The sequence below is a fragment of the Bradyrhizobium sp. genome (genome assembly GCF_030654605.1).
GTDB lineage: Bacteria > Pseudomonadota > Alphaproteobacteria > Rhizobiales > Xanthobacteraceae > Bradyrhizobium.
In genome coordinates, this window is record NZ_JAURXB010000114.1 from 30082 (window position 1) to 49878 (window position 19797).

Annotated in this window: 26 protein-coding genes; 12 read left to right on the top strand and 14 right to left on the bottom strand. The window is 62.2% G+C overall.

Going from position 1 to position 19797, the window contains the following annotated elements; translation table 11 throughout:
* Positions 1-15: 15 nt before the first annotated feature.
* On the bottom strand, positions 16-465 hold the full coding sequence (locus Q7U29_RS11315; protein WP_370691738.1) for a hypothetical protein: 450 nt from the start codon (positions 463-465) through the stop codon (positions 16-18).
* Positions 466-630: 165 nt separating this feature from the next.
* Between Q7U29_RS11315 and Q7U29_RS11320 the strand changes: the two genes are divergently transcribed.
* The 3 genes from Q7U29_RS11320 (at position 631) to Q7U29_RS11330 (ending at position 2287) form a co-directional block, all read left to right on the top strand.
* The gene (locus Q7U29_RS11320; protein WP_304741395.1) at positions 631-1221 is read left to right on the top strand and encodes a formyltransferase family protein; all 591 of its coding nucleotides are present in this window, start codon (positions 631-633) and stop codon (positions 1219-1221) included.
* Positions 1222-1401: 180 nt separating this feature from the next.
* Positions 1402-1764 (top strand): hypothetical protein, encoded by a 363-nt coding sequence (locus Q7U29_RS11325; protein ID WP_304741397.1) that lies wholly within the window; start codon positions 1402-1404, stop codon positions 1762-1764.
* A gap of 82 nt (positions 1765-1846) precedes the next feature.
* Entirely contained in the window at positions 1847-2287 is a 441-nt protein-coding gene (locus Q7U29_RS11330; protein ID WP_370691739.1) for a hypothetical protein, read from the top strand.
* A gap of 31 nt (positions 2288-2318) precedes the next feature.
* Here Q7U29_RS11330 and Q7U29_RS11335 read toward each other — a convergent pair whose 3' ends face one another.
* Both Q7U29_RS11335 and Q7U29_RS11340 read right to left on the bottom strand, forming a co-directional pair.
* Positions 2319-2519 carry a hypothetical protein gene (locus Q7U29_RS11335; RefSeq protein ID WP_304741401.1) on the bottom strand — a complete coding sequence of 67 codons (201 nt, stop codon included), beginning with the start codon at positions 2517-2519 and terminating at the stop codon, positions 2319-2321.
* Between the two features lie 109 nt (positions 2520-2628).
* Positions 2629-3027 carry a RidA family protein gene (locus Q7U29_RS11340; RefSeq protein ID WP_304741403.1) on the bottom strand — a complete coding sequence of 133 codons (399 nt, stop codon included), beginning with the start codon at positions 3025-3027 and terminating at the stop codon, positions 2629-2631.
* Between the two features lie 288 nt (positions 3028-3315).
* On the opposite strand from Q7U29_RS11340, the gene Q7U29_RS11345 reads away from it, so the two are divergent.
* Together Q7U29_RS11345 and Q7U29_RS11350 are read left to right on the top strand one after the other, a co-directional pair.
* Positions 3316-4188 (top strand): DMT family transporter, encoded by an 873-nt coding sequence (locus tag Q7U29_RS11345; protein WP_304741405.1) that lies wholly within the window; start codon positions 3316-3318, stop codon positions 4186-4188.
* Between the two features lie 229 nt (positions 4189-4417).
* Positions 4418-5854: a caspase family protein gene (locus Q7U29_RS11350; protein ID WP_304741407.1), complete on the top strand. Its 1437-nt coding sequence runs from the start codon at positions 4418-4420 to the stop codon at positions 5852-5854.
* A gap of 177 nt (positions 5855-6031) precedes the next feature.
* On the opposite strand, the gene Q7U29_RS11355 is transcribed toward Q7U29_RS11350, so the two are convergent.
* Positions 6032-6271 carry a BrnA antitoxin family protein gene (locus Q7U29_RS11355; protein ID WP_304741409.1) on the bottom strand — a complete coding sequence of 80 codons (240 nt, stop codon included), beginning with the start codon at positions 6269-6271 and terminating at the stop codon, positions 6032-6034.
* Positions 6272-6275: 4 nt separating this feature from the next.
* A complete protein-coding gene (gene cysK, locus Q7U29_RS11360; protein WP_304741411.1) occupies positions 6276-7253 on the bottom strand; it encodes a cysteine synthase A in 978 nt (325 codons plus the stop codon).
* A 221-nt stretch (positions 7254-7474) separates the two neighbouring features.
* Between cysK and Q7U29_RS11365 the strand changes: the two genes are divergently transcribed.
* Complete coding sequence (locus tag Q7U29_RS11365; RefSeq protein ID WP_304741413.1) at positions 7475-7693, top strand: hypothetical protein; 219 nt, start codon at positions 7475-7477, stop codon at positions 7691-7693.
* An 11-nt stretch (positions 7694-7704) separates the two neighbouring features.
* Here the strand turns inward: Q7U29_RS11365 and tgt are convergent, their stop codons facing one another.
* Complete coding sequence (gene tgt, locus Q7U29_RS11370) at positions 7705-8838, bottom strand: tRNA guanosine(34) transglycosylase Tgt (RefSeq protein WP_304741414.1); 1134 nt, start codon at positions 8836-8838, stop codon at positions 7705-7707.
* A gap of 267 nt (positions 8839-9105) precedes the next feature.
* Here tgt and Q7U29_RS11375 point away from each other — a divergent pair, with 267 nt between their 5' ends.
* Complete coding sequence (locus Q7U29_RS11375; RefSeq protein ID WP_304741416.1) at positions 9106-10143, top strand: aspartate-semialdehyde dehydrogenase; 1038 nt, start codon at positions 9106-9108, stop codon at positions 10141-10143.
* Between the two features lie 105 nt (positions 10144-10248).
* Here Q7U29_RS11375 and queA read toward each other — a convergent pair whose 3' ends face one another.
* Positions 10249-11331, bottom strand: coding sequence for a tRNA preQ1(34) S-adenosylmethionine ribosyltransferase-isomerase QueA (gene queA, locus Q7U29_RS11380; RefSeq protein WP_304741418.1), 1083 nt, complete (start codon positions 11329-11331; stop codon positions 10249-10251).
* A gap of 118 nt (positions 11332-11449) precedes the next feature.
* Between queA and Q7U29_RS11385 the strand changes: the two genes are divergently transcribed.
* Entirely contained in the window at positions 11450-12391 is a 942-nt protein-coding gene (locus Q7U29_RS11385; protein ID WP_304741420.1) for an IS1595 family transposase, read from the top strand.
* Positions 12392-12672: 281 nt separating this feature from the next.
* Positions 12673-12990, top strand: a complete 318-nt coding sequence (locus Q7U29_RS11390) for a hypothetical protein (RefSeq protein ID WP_304741422.1) — start codon at positions 12673-12675, stop codon at positions 12988-12990.
* 91 nt (positions 12991-13081) lie between these two features.
* On the opposite strand, the gene Q7U29_RS11395 is transcribed toward Q7U29_RS11390, so the two are convergent.
* A complete protein-coding gene (locus tag Q7U29_RS11395; RefSeq protein ID WP_304741424.1) occupies positions 13082-13222 on the bottom strand; it encodes a hypothetical protein in 141 nt (46 codons plus the stop codon).
* Here Q7U29_RS11395 and Q7U29_RS11400 point away from each other — a divergent pair.
* Positions 13221-13724 (top strand): hypothetical protein, encoded by a 504-nt coding sequence (locus Q7U29_RS11400; RefSeq protein WP_304741426.1) that lies wholly within the window; start codon positions 13221-13223, stop codon positions 13722-13724. The genes Q7U29_RS11395 and Q7U29_RS11400 overlap by 2 nt on opposite strands.
* A gap of 365 nt (positions 13725-14089) precedes the next feature.
* Here Q7U29_RS11400 and Q7U29_RS11405 read toward each other — a convergent pair whose 3' ends face one another.
* The 4 genes from Q7U29_RS11405 to coaD are packed head-to-tail and all read right to left on the bottom strand — an operon-like array spanning position 14090 to position 16064.
* On the bottom strand, positions 14090-14554 hold the full coding sequence (locus Q7U29_RS11405; protein WP_304741428.1) for a peptidylprolyl isomerase: 465 nt from the start codon (positions 14552-14554) through the stop codon (positions 14090-14092).
* Positions 14530-14970, bottom strand: coding sequence for a hypothetical protein (locus Q7U29_RS11410; protein WP_304741507.1), 441 nt, complete (start codon positions 14968-14970; stop codon positions 14530-14532). Before Q7U29_RS11410 ends, Q7U29_RS11405 begins: the two co-directional genes overlap by 25 nt.
* A 6-nt stretch (positions 14971-14976) precedes the next feature.
* Complete coding sequence (locus Q7U29_RS11415) at positions 14977-15540, bottom strand: peptidylprolyl isomerase (RefSeq protein WP_304741430.1); 564 nt, start codon at positions 15538-15540, stop codon at positions 14977-14979.
* A gap of 26 nt (positions 15541-15566) precedes the next feature.
* Positions 15567-16064: a pantetheine-phosphate adenylyltransferase gene (coaD, locus tag Q7U29_RS11420; RefSeq protein ID WP_304741432.1), complete on the bottom strand. Its 498-nt coding sequence runs from the start codon at positions 16062-16064 to the stop codon at positions 15567-15569.
* A gap of 282 nt (positions 16065-16346) precedes the next feature.
* On the opposite strand from coaD, the gene Q7U29_RS11425 reads away from it, so the two are divergent.
* Positions 16347-16604, top strand: a complete 258-nt coding sequence (locus Q7U29_RS11425) for a hypothetical protein (protein WP_304741434.1) — start codon at positions 16347-16349, stop codon at positions 16602-16604.
* Between the two features lie 126 nt (positions 16605-16730).
* Here the strand turns inward: Q7U29_RS11425 and Q7U29_RS11430 are convergent, their stop codons facing one another.
* A complete protein-coding gene (locus tag Q7U29_RS11430; RefSeq protein ID WP_304741436.1) occupies positions 16731-17255 on the bottom strand; it encodes a GNAT family N-acetyltransferase in 525 nt (174 codons plus the stop codon).
* 5 nt (positions 17256-17260) lie between these two features.
* Positions 17261-19189, bottom strand: a complete 1929-nt coding sequence (locus Q7U29_RS11435; RefSeq protein ID WP_304741438.1) for an FAD-binding monooxygenase — start codon at positions 19187-19189, stop codon at positions 17261-17263.
* Between the two features lie 131 nt (positions 19190-19320).
* On the opposite strand from Q7U29_RS11435, the gene Q7U29_RS11440 reads away from it, so the two are divergent.
* Positions 19321-19797 (top strand): MarR family winged helix-turn-helix transcriptional regulator, encoded by a 477-nt coding sequence (locus Q7U29_RS11440; RefSeq protein WP_304741440.1) that lies wholly within the window; start codon positions 19321-19323, stop codon positions 19795-19797.

Consider the following 19797-nt stretch of genomic DNA (forward strand, 5'->3'; position numbering starts at 1 on the left):
CCCTGAACGCGCGGGCTAGCGCTTATCGAACGGAATTAGATGGTGGTACTCCTTCGGCACCGAGCTGCGATAGCGCGCGGGCACCGTGCCGCTGTCGATCGATTTGTCGATCTCCTGCTGCCGGGTCATCTTTTTCGGGGCATTCTTTTTCGCCGGCTTCGCGGGTTCGGTTGTCGTCGTTTCCGTCTTCGCGGCTGGCGCCGCGGCGGCAGCTGCGGCTGGCGGCTGTGCCGCTGTTGTGGCTGGCGGGGTGGTCGCTGCCGGCGGCGTGGCCGCTGTCGCGGCCGGCGCCGCGCCGGTGTTCGGCGTGGACTGGGCCAGCACCAAGCCGGCCGGCAAGGCCACCAGCGCCATCGTCGCTGAAATCAACGATAGCCTCTGCATCAGAGAAAATCCTTGCATGAAAACCTCCAGAGTTGACCCGACCCGCAATGCGGTCAGCGTAGTCCCGTGGCGTTGACCCATGCAACCCGCCTTCAGTGGCCTTTTTGCGGCCCGACGCCCTCGCAAACCGCTGTCGCAAACCTCGGCCCGACCTGTTGATAACCCGGTCGCGCGGGCACCCCCGGCGTGACAGACAGTGGCGACGTGTTATCGACGGGACGCCTTGCTCTGGACGGATCAAACACCATGCGGATTACCCTGGTCGGCTCCCGCCATTTCGGCGTGACGACACTGAACATGCTGCGCCAGCACGGCGTCGAAATCGCTGGCGTCGTCGTCGCTGACGCCGAGGACCGGCTCGCCGCCGCGGCCCGCGACGCCGGAATCGCGGTCACGGTGCAGGCCGATCCGAAACTCGTGGTCGCCGGGGAGATCGCGGCCGATACCGACCTGATCGTCACCGCGCACAGCCACGCGCGCATCGGCAGGGACGCGCTGGCGGCGGCCAGGCTCGGGGGGATCGGCTACCACCCCTCGCTGCTGCCGCGGCATCGCGGCATCGCGGCGGTCGAATGGACCATCCGGGAAGGCGACCCGATCGCCGGCGGCACCGTCTACCATCTCGCCGACCGCATGGATGCCGGCGCGATCGCCGCCCAGGAATGGTGCTTCGTCAAGAAAGGCGAAACCGCGCGGGAGCTATGGGAGCGCGCGCTGGCCCCTCTCGGCCAGAAGCTGCTCGGAGAGGTAATTGAGTACGCCAAGGCCCATCAATCGCTGCCGGCCAAGCCACAGGACGAGCAATTTGCCACCAGCGCGCCGAATCTGCCGAAGTAATATTTTACCGGCGACAATCGACGCTTCCGACCAGCTTTTCGTTCCCCGACTGGAACCAATCCCGCCATCAAATGTTTGATTTGTTGGGAACTTTTCGTGTTGTCGCGGCGCAGCAAACTTTGGACACATTGTGCCCCAATAAGCCGCGTCATCACACATACATATTCAGGGATATGATTCATGCGCCTCAATCGCATTCGCAACGCGGTTCTTGTTTCCACCTTTGCCGCCGCAGGCGCCCTCACCGCTGCCCCCGCCATGGCCGACAGCAATGCCTATGATGGGCTCTGGAATGTCACGGTGGTGACCAAGAGTGGCAGCTGCGAACCGACCGTCAGCTCGACGCTGACCGTGACGGACGGCAAGGTCTCGGCCGGTGGCGCCGCCGTCTCCGGCAAGGTCGGAAGAGAGGGACTTGTGCGAGTCTCGATCAATGGTGCATATGCGAACGGCCAGCTCAGCGGCAAGACCGGTTCGGGGAAGTGGAATGGCTCATCTGCAGGCGTTCCGTGCAGTGGTCGATGGGAAGCGTCGCGGCAGTAAGCCGGGCTCCGCCACAGCACTAATCATTCTGAATGCGCGACGGCTGATATTCGCAGCCGTCGCGTTTTTTTTGGCGGTTTTGGTGGTGTCGGTCGCCGGCACCGTGGGCTTTGCGGAATCCGGGGCGTTCGCCGGCATGGGCGGCAACTGGTCCGGCGGCGGCACCATCACGCTGGACGACGGTTCCAGCGAGCGGGTTCGATGCCGCGCCAGCTACGCCGTCCGCGCCGACGGCAACGCCATCAACCAGACCCTGACCTGCGCCAGCGACAGCTTCAAATTCAATCTCGCCAACAACGTCGTCGCCCAGGGCACGGCGCTTTCCGGGACCTGGAGCGAAAGCATTCGCAACGCCAGCGGCAACCTTGAAGGCCGCGGCGGCGGCGGCCATTTTCACCTGACCGCGAGCGGCGCCGGATTCACGGCGCAGATCTCGTTGACGACGCGCGGTAACAAACAATCCGTCGTCATCAAGTCCGAAGGCGCATTCCGGGTCACATCGATTTCGCTGACCCGCTCCTGAGCGCCTCACCGCGATCGGCTAGCTGGTCTTGCTAGCTGGTCTTGGGTTTGGCCAACCGGTTAGCGGTTTCCGTCATGGTCTTGGCGACCAGCAGGGCCTGTTCCTTGTTCAGCGCAAAATCCTGAACGCCCCTGTGCGTGGTCAGCGACAGCACCATGATATCGGGCTGGTCCTCGGGCCAGCCGGTGGCGAAGGCGGTCACAAAATCTGCCGACGTGGATCGTGTTGTCATCGTGAAATTCCCTATGGCGCTCTGGAGCGAAGTGGATACGGGTTCGCGTAGATAAACGCGCATTAAAACAATAGTTTATGGCGCGGTCCTGATAAATCAGAACCGGGATCTAGGCATTCGGTACGAAGGCGGTGACCTCGATTTCGACCTTGGCGCGCGGATCGACCAGTCCCGAAATGTAGAGCAGCGTCGAGGGCGGGAAGTTGCGCCCGAGCGTCTCCTTCCAGGCGGTGCCGATGCCGGCGCCCGCGGCCTGGTATTCCTCCCGGCTGGTCAGGTACCAGGTCAGGCGGACGATATGCTCAGGACCCGCGCCGGCCTCATTGAGCAGCTTGATGATCCGGTGCAGCGCGGTGCCGGTTTGCGCCGCCATGTCGGGCGCATAGTCGCCCTTCTCGTCGCCGCCGGTCTGGCCGGCGAGCACGACCCAGCGGCCGGGACCATCGACCGCGACGCCGTGCGAAAACCCGCGCGGCTTCGACCATTCAGCCGGTTGAAGAGTGAGCATGAAGGGGTTCTCCGAAGGTTGAGGTCGTCGTTCCGGGATGGTCCGAAGGACCAGACCCGGAACCTCGGGATTCCGGGTTCGCGTCCGCGACGCGCCCCGGAATGACAGGAGGAATGTCGTGTTCCTTAGCATCGATCGCGCGGGCTCTCCCACCCCGAATTTTGCCGCCGCGCAGCACAGCCCCGGCACATTTGCGCGTTGCAAATCCGGCCGGAGTCGACGATACCGGCCTGCCCTCTCCGTATCCCGCGCGGCCCCCGACGCGGCAATCCTGGCAATCACCTGACGATGGACCGAACACCTTCCATGCCGAGGGCCGCGCTGTGGATGGCGGGCTGGCTCGCCTTGATGCTGATCCTGACGGTGGCCGGACGCGAAACCACGCGTGAAATGAACGTCTTCCAGATCATGGAAGTGCGCTCGCTCCTCGGCCTCTGCATGCTATACCCGCTGATCCGCATGAGCGGCGGCTTCGCAACCATGAAGACCGCGCGGCCGCTGCAGCACATCTCGCGCAATCTCATTCACTATGGCGCGCAGCTCGGCTGGTTCTTCGCGCTGACGCTGATTCCGCTCGCCCAGGTGGTCTCGATCGAATTCACCATGCCGATCTGGACCGCGATCCTGGCCGCGGCCTTTCTCGGCGAACGCATGACGGTGTGGAAGATCGCGGCGATCGTGCTCGGGGTCGTCGGCGTCATCGTAATCGTTCGTCCCTCGACCGGCGAGGTCAATCAGGGCCAGTTGATCGCGCTGGCCGCCGCGGTCGGGTTCGGGATTTCCATCGCCATGGTGAAGTCGCTGACCCGCACCGAAAACACCCTAGCTATCATCTTCTGGATGCTGGTGGTGCAGTCGGTGGCCGGATTTTTCCCGTCGATCCATGTCTGGGTCTGGCCGTCGGCCTGGGCATGGGGCTGGACGGTCGTGATCGCGATCTGCGGCACCTTCTCCCATTACTGCATGGCGCGCGCAATGCTGTATGCCGATGCGACGGTGGTGATCCCGATGGATTTCCTCCGGGTTCCCCTGAGCGCCGCCGCCGGCTGGCTGATTTATTCGGAGCGGCTGGACATGTTCACCGTGCTCGGCGCGACGCTGATCCTCACGGGCAATCTGTTGAACCTCAAGGCGGCGGCTCCCGCGCGGGTTCAGGCCTGATCGACCAGCCGTGCCGGCGATCCTCTCGAACTGATTTTCTTGAGACGGCGCGTCCGACTGTGATCTAGATCACTCAATGCAGCCCGCCTGCCGGCTAGTGTGGTCATTCGGCGACGGGGCAGCTCAATTCAGACGACGGCCTGATTTTCGACACGATGCGTGGCTTTTTCGTGTAGTCTGTTGCAATGCGTTGCTCCCATAGTCGCGCGATTCCACCGGGGGATTTCAAATGCGCTACCTCACCATATTTCTTTCCCTGATTTGCATGGCGTTATCAGTCCATTCGGCCAAGGCCGACCGGCGTGTTGCCTTTGTCGTAGGCAACGGCGCCTACAAGAATGTTCAGCCGCTCCCCAACCCCTCGATCGACGCCAAGTCGATGGCGGGCGTGCTTCGCAATGTGGGGTTCGAAGTTGTCGAAGGCACCAACCTCACCCGCGACAAGATGACAGAACGGCTGCTCGAGTTCGGCAAGAAGGCGCAGGGCGCCGACGTCGCGGTGTTCTTCTACGCCGGCCACGGCATCGCCATCGGCGGCGTCAACTATCTGTTGCCGATCGACGCCGACATCAAATCGGAAATGGACGTCAAGCTCGGCGCCGCCATTAACATCGACCTAACGCTCGACCAGACCATGGGCGACGCCAAGGTCAAGCTGGTGTTCCTCGATGCCTGCCGCGACAATCCGTTCGCCGCCAAGATCAAGGCGAATGCCGGCGCCACCCGCAGCGTATCGGTGCAGACCGGCCTTGCGGAAATGAAGTCCGGCGAAGGCACCCTGATCGCCTTCGCCACCGGACCCGGGCAGACCGCGCTCGACGGCAAGGAAGGCGCCAACAGCCCGTTCACACGCGCGCTGATGGCCAACATCGCGACCCCCGGGATGGAAATCCAGCAGGCGATGACCAAGGTCCGCGCCCAGGTCAACGAGGAAACCAACAAGGGCCAATTGCCCTGGGGCCACACCAACCTGATCGGGACGGTCTATCTCAATCAGGCCGCGGCGCCCGCAGGGACTGCCGCGGCGCCTTCGCAGGCCGGCCCGGCCGTTGCGACGGCGTCCCAGGGTTCGGAGGTCGAAGTCGAATTCTGGCGATCGGTCAAGGAATCCAACAAACCCGAAGAACTCAACGCCTATCTGGCCACCTATCCGAACGGCCAGTTCAGGTCGCTGGCGCAGGCCCGGATTGCCTCGCTGCAGGATGGCGCTTCGGCGAACGCGACCCGCAATCTGACCACCGGGATCGATCCCAAGACGTTTGATGCGGAAGCCAACCAGACCACGGAAGACCAGATCGGCCTCGACAAGGGCCAGCGCCGCGACGTGCAGCGAAGACTCAACGGCCTCGGTTTCGATACCAAGGTGACCGGCACGTTCAACCCGGCGACGCGCGCGGTGATTACGCGCTGGCAGACCGCACGAGGCTATCCCAAGAGCGGCTACCTCAACAAGTTCCAGCACAAGGCGCTGTTGACGGAAATCGTCGCGACCGCGCCAACCGCCTCGAGCGACGACGGGGAAGAGAAAAAGCCGGCTCGCCGCGCGCAGCAACAGCAGCGCAGCAGTGGCGGTGGCGGCGGTGGCGGTCACCGCGGCGGGGATCCCGGTGCAGCCTTCGTCGGCGGAGTGGTCGGCGGCATGTTGGGCGGTGCGTTCCGGCGCTGATCATCCGGCCCGTGAATATCGAATCCAGCAAAAAGCCCGGCTCGCGCCGGGCTTTTTTTGTTGCCGTCATGGCCGGGCTTGTCCCGGCCATCCACGTCTTTCTTGCGTGAGTGAAGCACAGACATGGATGCCCGGGACAAGCCCGGGCATGACGAGTTTGCCATCATGGGCTGCCGCCTATTTGCCCGCCACCTTGCGCAAAGCGTCGTTGATGCGGTCCTGCCAGCCGGGGCCACCCTCCTGGAAGTGTTCGAGCACGTCCTGATCGATCCGCAGCGAAACCAGTTCCTTCACGCCGGGAATCGCTGATGGTTTCGGCGGCGCCTCCACCACCTTGGTGGTTGTCTTCTTGAACGCCGCTTCGGCTTCGGTGCGCGCGTCGTTCAGCGTTCGCGGTCGCCTCGGTTGATCCGCCATGGTCTCAGATTCCCTCGAACAGCACGGTCGACAGATAGCGTTCCGAGAACGACGGCACGATCGCCACGATGGTCTTGCCCGCGGCCTCGGGCCGCTTGCCGATCTGCAGCGCCGCCGCGATCGCCGCACCCGATGAAATGCCGCCGGGAATGCCTTCGGTGCGCGCCAGCGCGCGCGAGGTTTCGATCGCGGTCGGGCCGCTGATCTTCACGATCTCGTCGATCACGGAACGGTCGAGAATATCGGGAATGAAGCCGGCGCCGATGCCCTGGATCTTGTGCGGGGTATGCTGGCCGCCCGACAGCACCGGGCTTTCTTCCGGCTCGACGGCGACGATCCGCAAGCCGGGCTTGCGCGGCTTGAGCACCTGCCCGACGCCGGTGATGGTGCCGCCGGTGCCGACGCCGGCGACGAAGTAGTCGATATTGCCGCCGGTGTCGTTCCAGATTTCCTCCGCCGTGGTGCGGCGGTGAATTTCGGGGTTGGCGAGGTTCTTGAACTGCTGCGGCATCACGGCATTGGGCGTGGTGCGCACCAGTTCCTCCGCGGTCGCTATCGAGCCCTTCATGCCCTGGGCCGCCGGCGTCAGCACGATTTCGGCACCGAGGAACGCCAGCATCTTGCGCCGCTCGATCGACATCGATTCCGGCATCACCAGCTTCAGCCGGTAGCCGCGGGAAGCGGCGACAAAGGCGAGCGCGATCCCGGTATTTCCCGACGTCGGCTCGATCAGCACGGTATCGGCATTGATCAGGCCGGCGTTTTCCATCGCGATGATCATGGCCGCCCCGATGCGGTCCTTCACGGAGGCTGCGGGGTTGAAATATTCCAGCTTGGCCAGGATGGTCGCATTCACCCCATGCGCTGGCGGCAATTTGCGCAGACGGACGATCGGCGTATCGCCGACCGCGTCGACGATCGAGTCGAAAACCCGGCCCCGGCCGGGACGGTGCAGTGCACTCGTGGGTGACGGCGCGTCCATGACAATACTCCTGTGGCGGCAATGTGCTGTAAGTTTGAAGCTCTTCCATCATTACGGACAGGTTGTGGCGGCGCGCAAGCGGGAATCCCTGCGTCCGGCTTTCGCTGCAATGCAAAACTGGAAAGCCGCCAAATAACGTAAAACGAACGCATTTGTGTTGCGACAACGTCAAGCAAATCAGTGTATGCTAAAGTCTAAGTTGAGAGCGCAAGGAGGTCACGATGCCAGCAGTCGCTGAAGTCATGTCGACCGTCGCGTGCAACCCCAGTCCCCGTGGGTGTGATCTGCCGACCTGCCCGGTTTGCGCCGACTCCATGGTCGCCGCGGAAGGCTCCGCCTATTTGTCGGAAAACGTCATCAGTTACCTCTGGACCTGCGATACCTGCGGCTACGGTTTTGTCACCAAGCATGCGGTGAGCAAGCGGTTCGTCTGTAACTGATCGCTGAGGCTTCAGCGCGGCGCGATGTCGCCGCGCGCCCAATCGGCGCGGGTGCGTGCGCGAAAATCTTCAAATGTCCCGGTCGACACCGCGTTCCTGATGTCCAGCATCAAGCGCTGATAATAGGCGATGTTGATTTCCGACAGCAGCATCGCGCCCAGGGTCTCACCCGACTTGACCAGATGATGCAGATAGGCGCGCGCGCAATCGCGCGTCGATGGCCATTCGCTGGCCTCGTCCAGCGGCCGTGGATCGTCGGCGTGGCGGGCGTTTTTCAAATTGATCTGGCCGAACCGGGTGAACGCCATGCCGTGACGCCCGTTGCGGGTCGGCATCACGCAATCGAACATGTCGATGCCGCGCGCCACCGCCTCCAGCATGTCCTCGGGCGTGCCGACGCCCATCAGATATCTCGGACGGTCGACGGGCAGGATCGGCGCCACCTCCTCGATCATGGCCAGCATCACCGCCTGCGGTTCGCCGACCGCAAGCCCGCCGATCGCGTAGCCGTGAAACCCGGTTTCGACCATGCCGCGCGCGCTGGCGTGCCGAAGTTCGGGCACGTCGCCGCCCTGCGCGATCCCGAACAGCATGTAACCGTCAGGCGCGCTCTCGAAGGCGCGCTTGCTGCGCTCGCCCCAGCGCAGCGAGAGCTGCATGGCGCGTTCGATGTCGGCGCGCTCCGCCGGAAGGCGGATGCATTCATCCATCTGCATGGCGATGTCCGAACCCAGCAGGCGCTGCACCTCGATCGATCGCTCGGGCGACAGCTCGATTTTGGTGCCGTCGATATGGGAACGAAAGGTCACCGCGTTTTCCGTGACTTTGCGCAGCTCCGACAGCGACATCACCTGGAAGCCGCCGGAGTCGGTCAGCATGGGGCCGTTCCAGCCGCTGAAGCGCTGCAGACCGCCGAGGCCGGCGATGCGCTCGGCGCCCGGCCGCAGCATCAGATGATAGGTATTGCCGAGCACGATGTCGGCGCCGGCATCGCGTACCTCGCGCCAGTGCATGCCCTTCATCGCGCCCGCGGTGCCGACCGGCATGAAGGCCGGCGTACGCACCACGCCATGCGGCGTCGTCAGCCGTCCGGTGCGGGCGGCGCCGTTGGTGGCGATCAGATCGAAGTGATTGGGCAGGCTCATGGATCAGCTTATCGCGTGACAACGGCATTCGGTTCAACCTCATTGCCCCCTTATTTTCCGCCCGAAACCCGTTGACGCCGGTAAAATTCTGCCGCATAAGCCCGCGCCATGACCACCAACACCAAACGCACCGCGAAAACCACCAAGCCCTGCCGGGCTTCGGGAGATTTGCGCACGTAGTTGGACGACCCGCATCATCTGAACCGAAGCCCCGCCTGAAAAGGTCCGGGGCTTTTTTATTGCCCGCGGACGATCCGGCTCAAGTAAATGGAGACCAAAGTGAGCAATTATCCCGTTGTTGCCATTGCCGGCGTGACCGGCGCCGTCGGCGCCGAATTCATCGCCACCATGGACCGGCGCGGTTTTCGCGTCGGCAGACTGAAGGCGCTGGCCAGCGCCCGCTCGGCCGGCAACACCATCGACTTCCGCGGCCAGCGCATCGTCATCGAGGAGCTCACCGAGCACTCCTTTGCCGGCGTCGACATCGCGCTGTTTTCGGCTGGCGGCGGCATTTCCCGGAAGTTCGCGCCGATCGCGGTGAAGGCCGGCGCGGTCGTGGTCGACAATTCCTCGGCCTTCCGGATGGACCCCGACGTGCCGCTGGTGATCCCCGAGATCAACGCTCGCAGGATCAGGGAGCACAAGGGCATCGTCGCCAACCCGAACTGCGCCGCGATTACCGCGCTGGTGCCGCTGTGGCCGATCCACCGCGCCAACCGCATCAAGCGCGTGATCCTGTCGACCTACCAGGCGGCCAGCGGCGCCGGTGCCGCCGCCATGGAAGAGCTGGTGGAATCGACCCGCGCCAGCCTCAACGGCGAGGCCTATCAGCAAAAGGTACTGCCACACCCCTACGCCTTCAACCTGTTCAGCCACAACACCGCGATCGATCCCGCGACCGGCTACAATGACGAGGAGACCAAGGTCATCCAGGAGACCCGAAAGATCCTCGAGGACCAGCGGATCGCGGTCGGCGTGACCTGTGTGCGGGTGCCGGTGCTGCGCGCGCATTGCGAGGCGATCACCTTCGAATGCGAAAATCCGATCACCGAGCACGACGTGCGCGAGCTCCTGTCGGGCGCGCCGGGCGTGAAGATCGTCGACGACCGGGTGAAGAACTACTTCCCGATGCCGATCGATGCCTCCGGCCAGGATGACGTGCTGGTCGGCCGTATCCGCAAGGATCTCAGCGATCCCACCGGACATTCGATCTCGATGTTCGTGGCGGCGGACCAACTGCTGAAGGGCGCCGCGCTGAACGCGATCCAGATCGCGGAATTGCTGCCGCAGCGCGTCATGGCGTGACTGGATCGTAGCGTGGGCCAAGGTGCGCTCTTCGCGCCGTGCCCACCATGAGAGATCATGAGCTGGATAGATGGTGGGCACGGCGCAAGCGCGCCTTTGCCCACCCTACGTTTCAGGCGTTGCGCGAAACAGCAGGCACGCATCGCCATACGAGTAGAAGCGATAACCGCTGCCGATCGCGTGCGCATAGGCCTGCTTCATCGCATCGAGTCCGGAAAACGCCGACACCAGCATGAACAGCGTCGAACGCGGCAGATGGAAATTGGTCAGCAGGATATCCACCGCGCGAAACCGATAGCCCGGCGTGATGAAGATCGCGGTATCGGCGCTGAACGGCTGGATCGTGCCATCCTCCGTTGCAGCACTTTCCAATAGCCGCAGCGAGGTGGTGCCGACCGCGACGATGCGGCCGCCCTTGGCCCGGGCTGCATTCAAGGCGTCAGCAGTCTCCGGCGATATTGTGCCCCATTCGGCATGCATTTTGTGGCCCACGGTGTCGTCCACCTTGACCGGCAGAAAGGTCCCCGCCCCGACATGCAATGTGATCCGGTGCATCCCGACACCGCGCTGGCGCAACGCCGCTTCCAGCGCGGGCGTAAAATGCAGCCCCGCCGTCGGGGCCGCGACCGCCCCCTCATTGGCCGCGAACATGGTCTGGTAGTCAGCGGCGTCATGCTCGTCGGGGGCGCGCTTGGAGGCGATGTAGGGCGGCAGCGGCGGGCTGCCGAGATCCGATATCGCCTGATCTAGCGCCGGCCCGTGGAATGAAAATGACAGCGTGACCTCGCCGTCCTCGCCCTTGTGCTCGACCTGCGCATCCAGATGGCCGAGCAGGCACACCCTGCCCTCGTTGCCGAAGCGGACCACGTCGCCGGGCGAGAGCTTTTTCGCGGGCTTCACCAGCGCCTGCCAGCGCGAACCGTCGAGGCGCTTGATCAGTGTCGCGTCGATCTTCGGCTCGGTGTCGCGGCCGATGCGGCGGCCTCTGAGCTGGGCCGAGATCACCTTGGTGTCGTTGACCACCAATTGGTCGCCAGGCTCGAGCCATTGCGGCAGCTCGGCGACGACGCGGTCGAGCAAGGTCGCGTCGGGACGCACCACCAGCATGCGCGCAGAGTCACGCGGACTCGCTGGCCGCAGCGCGATATTCTCGGCGGGAAGTTCGAAATCGAACAGATCGGTGCGCATGATATTCGGGGCTCACAGCCGAGCCATGAGGCACGGCCTCTTACCCTCCCCTGGAGGGGAATTATATACTTGACAAAAGTAAGTCAGGCCTATAAAACGTGGTCATTGGAGCAAATCGATGACCACATTCAACGCGCCCATGTTTACTGACGAGGATAAGGCCCGCGAAGCCCTTGAGGTTCTGCGTTGGCCCGATGGTCCCTATTGCCCTCATTGCGGTAACTCCGATCAAACCAAGGTCGCCAAGATCGAAGGCGCGAAGCACTCGCACCGTCCCGGCCTGTACTATTGCAACGAGTGCAAAGGCCAGTTCACCGTGACGGTTGGCACCGTATTCGAGCGGTCTAAGGTTCCTTTGACCAAGTGGTGGTTTGCCGCCCATCTTCTCAATTCGAGCAAGAAAGGCGTTAGCGCCCATCAAATCCACCGCACGATTGGCGTCACATACAAGACGGCGTGGTTCATGATGCACCGCCTGCGCGAAGCCATGGCCGACCTGAAGCCCGCTGGCCCCATGGGCGGCCCCGACAAGATCGTCGAAGCTGATACGACTTTCATTGGCGGCAAAGAGAGCAACAAACACAAGAGCAAGCGCAACTCGAAGAACATCGGCGGCAAGGGCAAGCAAATCGTTCATACGCTTGTCGAGCGCGACGGTAGCGCCCGATCGCACCACGTTGCCAGCATCAGCGGCGAAGAACTGCGCCCCATCCTCACCGCGAATGTTAGTCGCAAATCCTCCCTGATGACTGATACCGCTGGCGGCTACATGGGCGTCGGCAAAGAGTTTGCGCGACACGAAATGGTTGACCATGGCATTGGCGAATACGTTCGCGGCGATGCTTACAGCAACACGGTCGAAGGCTACTTCTCAATTCTCAAGCGCGGCATCACTGGCGTTTACCACCACGTCAGCGAAGCCCATTTGAAGCGTTATCTTGCGGAGTTTGATTTCCGCTACAGCAATCGTTCCAGCCTTGGTGTTACCGATGGGGAACGGACGGCAAAAGCTCTCAAGGGTATCGAGGGCAAGCGCCTGACGTATCGGCCGACTAACTAAGATCGTTCACAAGAAGCAAGCCGCAAAGCGGTTCAGAGCGTGGCGAAAACGATCTGTGCATAAAAAGCACGGATCATGAACGCTACCCCTCGACTCCTGACCACGACTCAACGCTTAGTGAAGTCTTGAATTGGAAAAACCGCCAGTTGACGCTGGCGGCTTCCAGTCTCCGCACTATCCAGCTAGGGGCTGGTAGCGGGGCATAGGGTAGTGAGAGCCGGACAATGAGTCTGGAATCGCCTTTAGTCAATACCAGTCCCTAACTTTTGAAGGGACTAATAATGTCAAACTACAACGTGACTTGTCGCATCGCCAATAAAACGATTGGCGGTAAAACCTATGATGAGCGAAGAAAAACTCTCATCGACAACATGCGCAAAGAACAATTGGGATACTGGGAAGAACCAACGTCGTTCTTCTTAGTAGAATCGAATTTGAACACCGATGACTTTGCTGCAAGGTCCTGCAAAGGCTTGAGCGCGAAGGATGATCTAGTTCTCGTCTTTGACTCATCGGACATGTCAGCTTCCTATTTCGGCCCTGTAACGGAAGTTGACGTTCTTGAGAGTTTCTTCCCGAAGCTCAAAAAGGTACTTTGAACCTCGATTGGAACTGCGAAAAAGCGCGCCATCGCTAATACGAGACGTAAGCGCATTAACCTCATAGTGCCTCGCTAACGAGAGGCTCGGCTCACTTGCCGGGCTTCTTCTCCGGTTTGGCTTTCTTGGCCTTCTTGCCAACCTTCATTTCCTCGTGCGGCTTTGGCTTCATACGCACTAGCGCGCCCATAAGGCGCTTAGTCTCATCCAGGTCTTGATCGGATTTACCCATGGCAATTAAATCCTACCCTAGCGTTGGTGAGGCTTATGCCGATGTAACTTTCGCATTGGGATTTGCCCTCACTCAATGGCACACCATCGAACATAAGCTGTACCAACTTTTTGTCTATTTATGCGGCAACTCCGACGAAAAGGCGCTGAATGCGATTTTCCATGAAATGCCGCTCGAATCGAGATTGCGCGCCTTGACCGAATTGGTTCGTCTCCGCGACGAAAAATCGCTGTCTGCATGGGATGACGTACTTAAACAGGTCACTAAACAGAAGCGCTTAAGAGACAAACTTGCTCACTGGACGGTAGAAACCGGACCCCACAAAGACGGCGGCTTTACGGCTTGGCTTTCTCCCCCAAGCACAGACGAAAGAGCCAAGATTGTATTTGAGAATGTTCAAAACGCCTTGGGCGCAGATGATCTAAAAATCAAATGCATGGAATTTTTGGCCGCCAGCCACGCCATACATGGGTTTATGATGGTTTTTCCAAAGATCGCATAGCGCGGTAAATTTCAGCAGCGACACCACCCTCACAGCCAAGCGGGCTGCCGCTTGGCCCGAAAGCAACAATTCCAGATTCGCATAGAACCAACCGCCCCGCCTCAATCATCTGAGGCGTGATTTCAATTTCGGTAGCGCCGCCCTGTCGTCGGCCACTAGAGGGTGTCTCGACCACTTTTGTCAAGTATATAATTCCCCCCTGGAGGGGAAGGGTCGATGCGACTGAAAGGAGCGGCGGGGTGGGGTGACGGTCTATCGTTTCGGGCGGTGTTCGAGTTGAGAGACTGTCACCCCACCCCGTCTCGCACTTCGCTATGCTCAATGCGAGCCGACCCTCCCCCTCCAGGGGAGGGTGAAGGCAGCCCCTACTCCGCGTCCAGCGCCATGCGGGCCTTGACGATCTTGTCGGGATTCTGCACCGGCTCGCCGCGCTTGATCTTGTCGACGTTCTCCATGCCTTCGCTCACCTTGCCCCACACCGTGTATTGGTTGTTGAGGAACGAGGCATCGTCGAAGCAGATGAAGAACTGGCTGTCGCCGGAATCCGGGCTGGCGGCGCGCGCCATCGAGGTGGTGCCGCGCACATGCGGCTCCTTGTTGAATTCCGCCTTCAGCTTCTTGCCGGAACCGCCGGTGCCGGTGCCCTGCGGGCATCCGGTCTGCGCCATGAAGCCCTCGATCACGCGATGGAACACGATGCCGTCGTAGAAGCCTTCGCGCACCAGTTCCTGGATCCGGGCGACGTGGCCGGGTGCGAGGTCGGGACGCATCTCGATCTTGACGGGCCCCTGGGTGGTTTCGAGGATCAAAGTATTTTCGGTGTCAGCCATGCTCGGTGCTCTCTGGGTTTGGGTGAAGGTTTCTTGCGGGTTCTGAAGGGGATTGCGAGCGGCCGGCCGGCGATGGCGCCGCCCAGTGCTTCGGTAAATGGCAAGGGCGTGCAGCGTTGCAACGCCTCCATCACGGCCACGCGGTGCATCAAACGGTCATTGTCGCTGGCCTGTTCCGATTCATGGGTGATTTTCGGACGTCCAAGGATCGCGCCCTGGCGGTTGAAGCTGACGACCACGGTGATGTCGATCGGATTGGCGCGCGAGCGCGGCGGCGGCGTCCAGCAGGAATGCAGTTTGGCGAAGACGTCCCTGATGCTGTCGAGCCGCTCCGGTTGGCCCTGCGCCGATCCGGTCCACAAGGGCAACAGCAGCGCCGCGGCAAACCATGGAAGCGGTTTGCGACGCGGCGCCATCATCGCTTACTTGATGTCGGATGCGACTTGCACCTTCACCATCTTGTCAGGATCGGTCACCGTGCCGCCGGACGATCCCGGCGGCGCCTTCTTGAGCTTGTCGACCACGTCCATTCCCGACACCACTTCGCCGATCACGGTGTACTGGCCGTTGAGGCTGGAGCCCGTCGCGAACATGAAGAAGAACTGCGAGTTGGCGGTATCGACGCTGTCGCCGCGCCGGGCCATGCCGACGATGCCGCGGGTGAACGGCACCTTGGAAAATTCCTGCTTCAGGTTCGGGTATTTCGAACCGCCGGTGCCGTTGAAATTCTGGCCGTCGCCGGTCTGCGCCATGAAGCCGTCCATCACGCGGTGGAACGGCACGTTGTTGTAAAAGCCCTCGCGCGCCAGCGTCTTGATCCGCTCGGCATGCTGGGGGGCGATGTCGTTGCGCAGCTTGAACACGATGCGGCCCTTGGTGGTGTCGATGACGATGGCGTTCGCCTTGTCGAGACCCGCGGGCAGCGGTTGCGCGATCGCGGGGGCCGCGCAGATCAGCGCGGCGAGCAGGCCAAGAATTCGGATCATGATAACTCCGGATCAGAGATGAGGGCTCAGGTGGCGAATTTGGTCTTCAGGGCGGCAGCAACCGCCGGCGGCACGAACGCCGAGACATCGCCGCCCATGGCAGCGATCTGGCGCACCAGTGTGGCGGTGATCGGGCGGACCGCCACCGAGGCCGGCAGGAACACGGTATGCACGCCGGGCGCCATGGTCTCGTTCATGCCCGAAATCTGCATCTCGTAATCGAGGTCGGTGCCGTCCCGAAGCCCCCGAATCATGATCGTGGCCCCGGCTTTCTGGGCCGCCGTCACGGTCAAATTGTCGTAGGTGGTGCAGTCGAAGGCGCAGTGGGCCGCGGCGGCGACCGGGGCAAACACCCGTGCGACCATTTCCAGCCGCTCCTCGGTCGAAAACAGCGGTTTTTTGCCGGGATGGACCCCGATGGCGACGATCAGCCGGTCGCACAGCCCGACGGCGTGCCGGACCACATCCAGATGTCCATTGGTGACGGGGTCGAATGAGCCGGGATACAGCGCGATACGGGGCATAAAACCCTCTACCCCGCCCCGGCTACGCCCGCAAGCCGGGTTTGTTCCAGCCTCGGGCCCCAAAACCCCTGTTTTTATATTCCGCCCGTCCCTGAACCACTTCAGGGGGGACGGCGTCATCTAGGCAGGCAGGCAATGTTTCATCGCCTCTGCGGCGACGAAACAAAACTCTGGCGGGACGAAACCATTTCGCGGGCGCGCGAAGACAGCCGGAAACCGGCTCTGGCTATCCATTAACCAACGAAACGGCGGGCCAAAAAGGCCCAATGACAGGGGACCGTCATGATCAAGACTTTTTCAGCCATCGCCATCGCCGCGTTGATTGCAGGCGCCCTCACCGTTCTGCCCGGCTTTGCCCCCCAGGTCGAAGCCAGCGTGCCGGTAGCCCTCGCCAAGGGCGACCGCCTGGACATCAAGCAGATCGGCTCCAACTGCTCGCAGCAGGCCTGGCCGAACTTCGAGGCCGCCTGCCTGCGCATCGCCGGCAAGAAGACCATGATCCGGGAAGCCCGCCTGGTCACCGCCGACCGCACGCCATAACGAATTCAGCTGCCAGGTTGCTCTGGTTCGAGGCCCCCGGGATGCCCCCCAGGGGCCTCTTTGATTCCGGCGGTGCGCAAGGTGGCTACGCGAATGGACGCAACACGCGTTTCAAATCGCTTTAACCTACCTCCTCAGCGTCTTGGACATGATCGCAATTCTCAGTTGGTGGTGGTGCGAATACTCCATCAGCTCCCACCCCAGGCTTGCATACAGTTTTTCGCTGCTGGGCGTGAACAAATAGATCCGGTCCGAGCCCATCCCGGCGGCGGCACGTTCGACCCTTCCGACCAATGCCGAGGCAATTCCCCTGCCGCGATGCTGCGGATCGACATAGACGCTCGACAGCCAGGGCGACAGATGCGGATGGGTGATGGTCTGGCGCACCAGCGAGGCGGAACCGAGCAACTTGTCATCGTCCAGCGCGATGAAGGCGGTCGGCAAGTCGGACTTTTGCAGCGCAGCCGTCAATCGCTCGATATAGCGTTCGAGCGTGTTGGTCGGATTCAAATAGCCGAACTCGGCGAAATGCCATTCGGCCAGTCGCGGCAGCTGGGAACCGTGATCCGCGAGATACTCAATTCGCAAACGACATCCCTCACCTGGCCTGTTGGGCGACGGCACCGCGGAAGGGCGAATGCCGTGCGGCAAATCGACTATACGATACTCGCCGACGGCTGCGTCATGAAGCCGTCGAAGAACGTTGCCAGCGCCTCGTAGCCGTCGAGCGGAAGAACCTGCGCCACGTACTGGTCCGGCCGCACCACCACCATGCACCCCGCTGCACGGTCGATGCCGCGCATAGCGAAGATGTCATTGCCGCTTTTCAGGTCGGCGCAGAAGATCTTTTCGTAGTCGCGAAGTCCGTAACGCCCCTTCCGCGGCAGCAGCAACGACGGCATGGCCTCGACGGCGAGCGAATGATGATCTTGCTGGAAGACCGCGCGGACGTCGATCACCGAGTCGATGTCCCCGCCATCAGGGGTGTATTTCCGCAACGGCGAATCCTGCGCCCCGGCAAGAAAGTCGCACAGGGCCCGGATACCCGAGTTGGGCGCCGCGGGATCCTCGGCACCGGCAAAGGCGAAGATGCGCCAGCGGCCGTCCGCCTTGACGGTGTGCCCGAGGTGAACGGGCCTGGCGTCGGCGAGGCGGATGACCGGCGCGGAATGAAAGCGCATGCCGATCGTCAGTCCCCCGGCCAGATGCTGATGGGTTGCTTCGCCGGTGAGGAGCGAGGGACTGTAACGGGCCGCGGTCCCCGCCGTGTAGCGCCCGTGCCTGATGAAATAACGTTGCGTCTCGGCCGGATCGAACCCATGGCTCGATGCCAGCAGGCTGGCCCATTCGCGGTCGAAGTCGATCAGCTCCCTGGCGATGGCCTGGCGTTCCGCCGAATAGGTATGAAGGAGGTGCGGTGCGCTGCCCTTGCGCAGCACCGATGCCAGCTTCCATCCCAGATTGAAGCCGTCCTGCATCGATACGTTCATGCCCTGGCCCGCCTTCGGGCTGTGAGTGTGGCAGGCATCGCCGGCGATGAACACACGCGGCAAACGCTTTGCGACATCCCCGTCCGGGACATCATCGAACTTGTCGCACAGACGCTGGCCGATCTCATAGACCGACCACCACGGAACCTGTTTCACGTCGAGCGAATAGGGCTTGAGAACACGCTGGGCCGCCGCGATCAGATCGTCGGGCGTGATACTGCGATCGGAAACCCTTTCACCGGCATCCAGCTTGTCGAGCTCGATGTACAGCCTGAAAAGATAGCCGCCTTCCCGCGGAATGATGATGATGCTGCCGTCGTTGGCGGACTGTATCAAGGACTTGAAGCGGACATCCGGAAAGTCGGTGACGGCCAGCACGTCCATGACACCCCAGGCGTGATTGGCGGAGTCGCCGTGCAGCGTGCGCCCGATACTCCTGCGCACGGTGCTGCGCGCGCCGTCGCAGCCCACCACATAGCGCGCCTTGATCGTCTCGATCTGCCCCGCCTGCGCGGAATCGAGGCGTTCGAGCCTGGCGGTCACCGGATAGGGATCGGCGCTGTCGCCGGCTGGAGCGATCTGAAGATCGAGCAGTTGCCGCGCGTAATATGGCTCGAGACGCGACGGCGATTTGCGCATGACGTCGAGGTAGAAATCGTGTACCCGCGCCTGGTTCAGAACGACATGCGGAAATTCCGACAGCCCGTCTTCGGTGTCCTGGACCCATCCGCTGCGAATGATGTTGTCGGTCTGCGTGGGGTCGGGCTTCCAGAACGTCGTCTCATTGATCCAGCAGGCTTCCTTGAGCATCCGCTCGCTGAAACCAAAGGCTTCGAACATCTCCATCGTGCGGCAGGCGACGCCGTCAGCCTGGCCGAGCAGCAACGGGCCCGGCTTCTGTTCGACGATGCAGGTTTTGATGTCTGGAAAAGCGGATAGTTGCGCCGCCAAAGTCAATCCGGCCGGACCGCAGCCGACGATGAGGACGTCGACCTTCGCCGGAACGGTGCCGGAAGCTCCTGACGCAGGATGCCGCTGCGACGTGTCTGAAATTTCGGGGTCACCGGGCTCGAATCCGTTGAGATGGAATTGCACGAAACCCTCCCCTGGCCGACGCGCCGTCCGGGCCGGGAGTTGCCGATCCGCGGCGCCCAAAAAGCCGTTGCTGAATTTGATCAGTATGCTTACTATCAGTATACGTGTCAACGGCCGGCATGGAGGGTTTGGTGACCGATAACAACGACAAGCCAGGGCACCTGGCGCGCCGATTCCAGCAGATCGCGGTGGCAGTCTTCCATGCCGCGGTCGAAGATGCAGGCTATGACCTCACGCCCGTACAGTACGCGGCCCTCACCACCGTCGGGATGCAGCCGGGCATCGATCAAGCCACGCTTGCCGGATTGATCGCCTACGACCGGACCACCATCACCGGCGTCGTCGATCGGCTGGTGCAGAAAGGATTGGTGGTGCGGCAAGCCAGCCGCACCGACAGGCGCGCCCATGCGTTGCGGATCACCAATGAGGGACGTCGGACCCTCGACGGGATAGAGCCGGCAGTCGAGGCGGCGCAGCGGATGATGTTGGGTGGCCTGTCCAAAGCCGAAGCCGCAACGCTGATGCGGCTGTTGCGCAAGGCCATCGCTGCGGGCAATGAACTAAGCCGCGCCCCGCAGCAAACGGCTCTGGATGCTGCCAGGAAATAG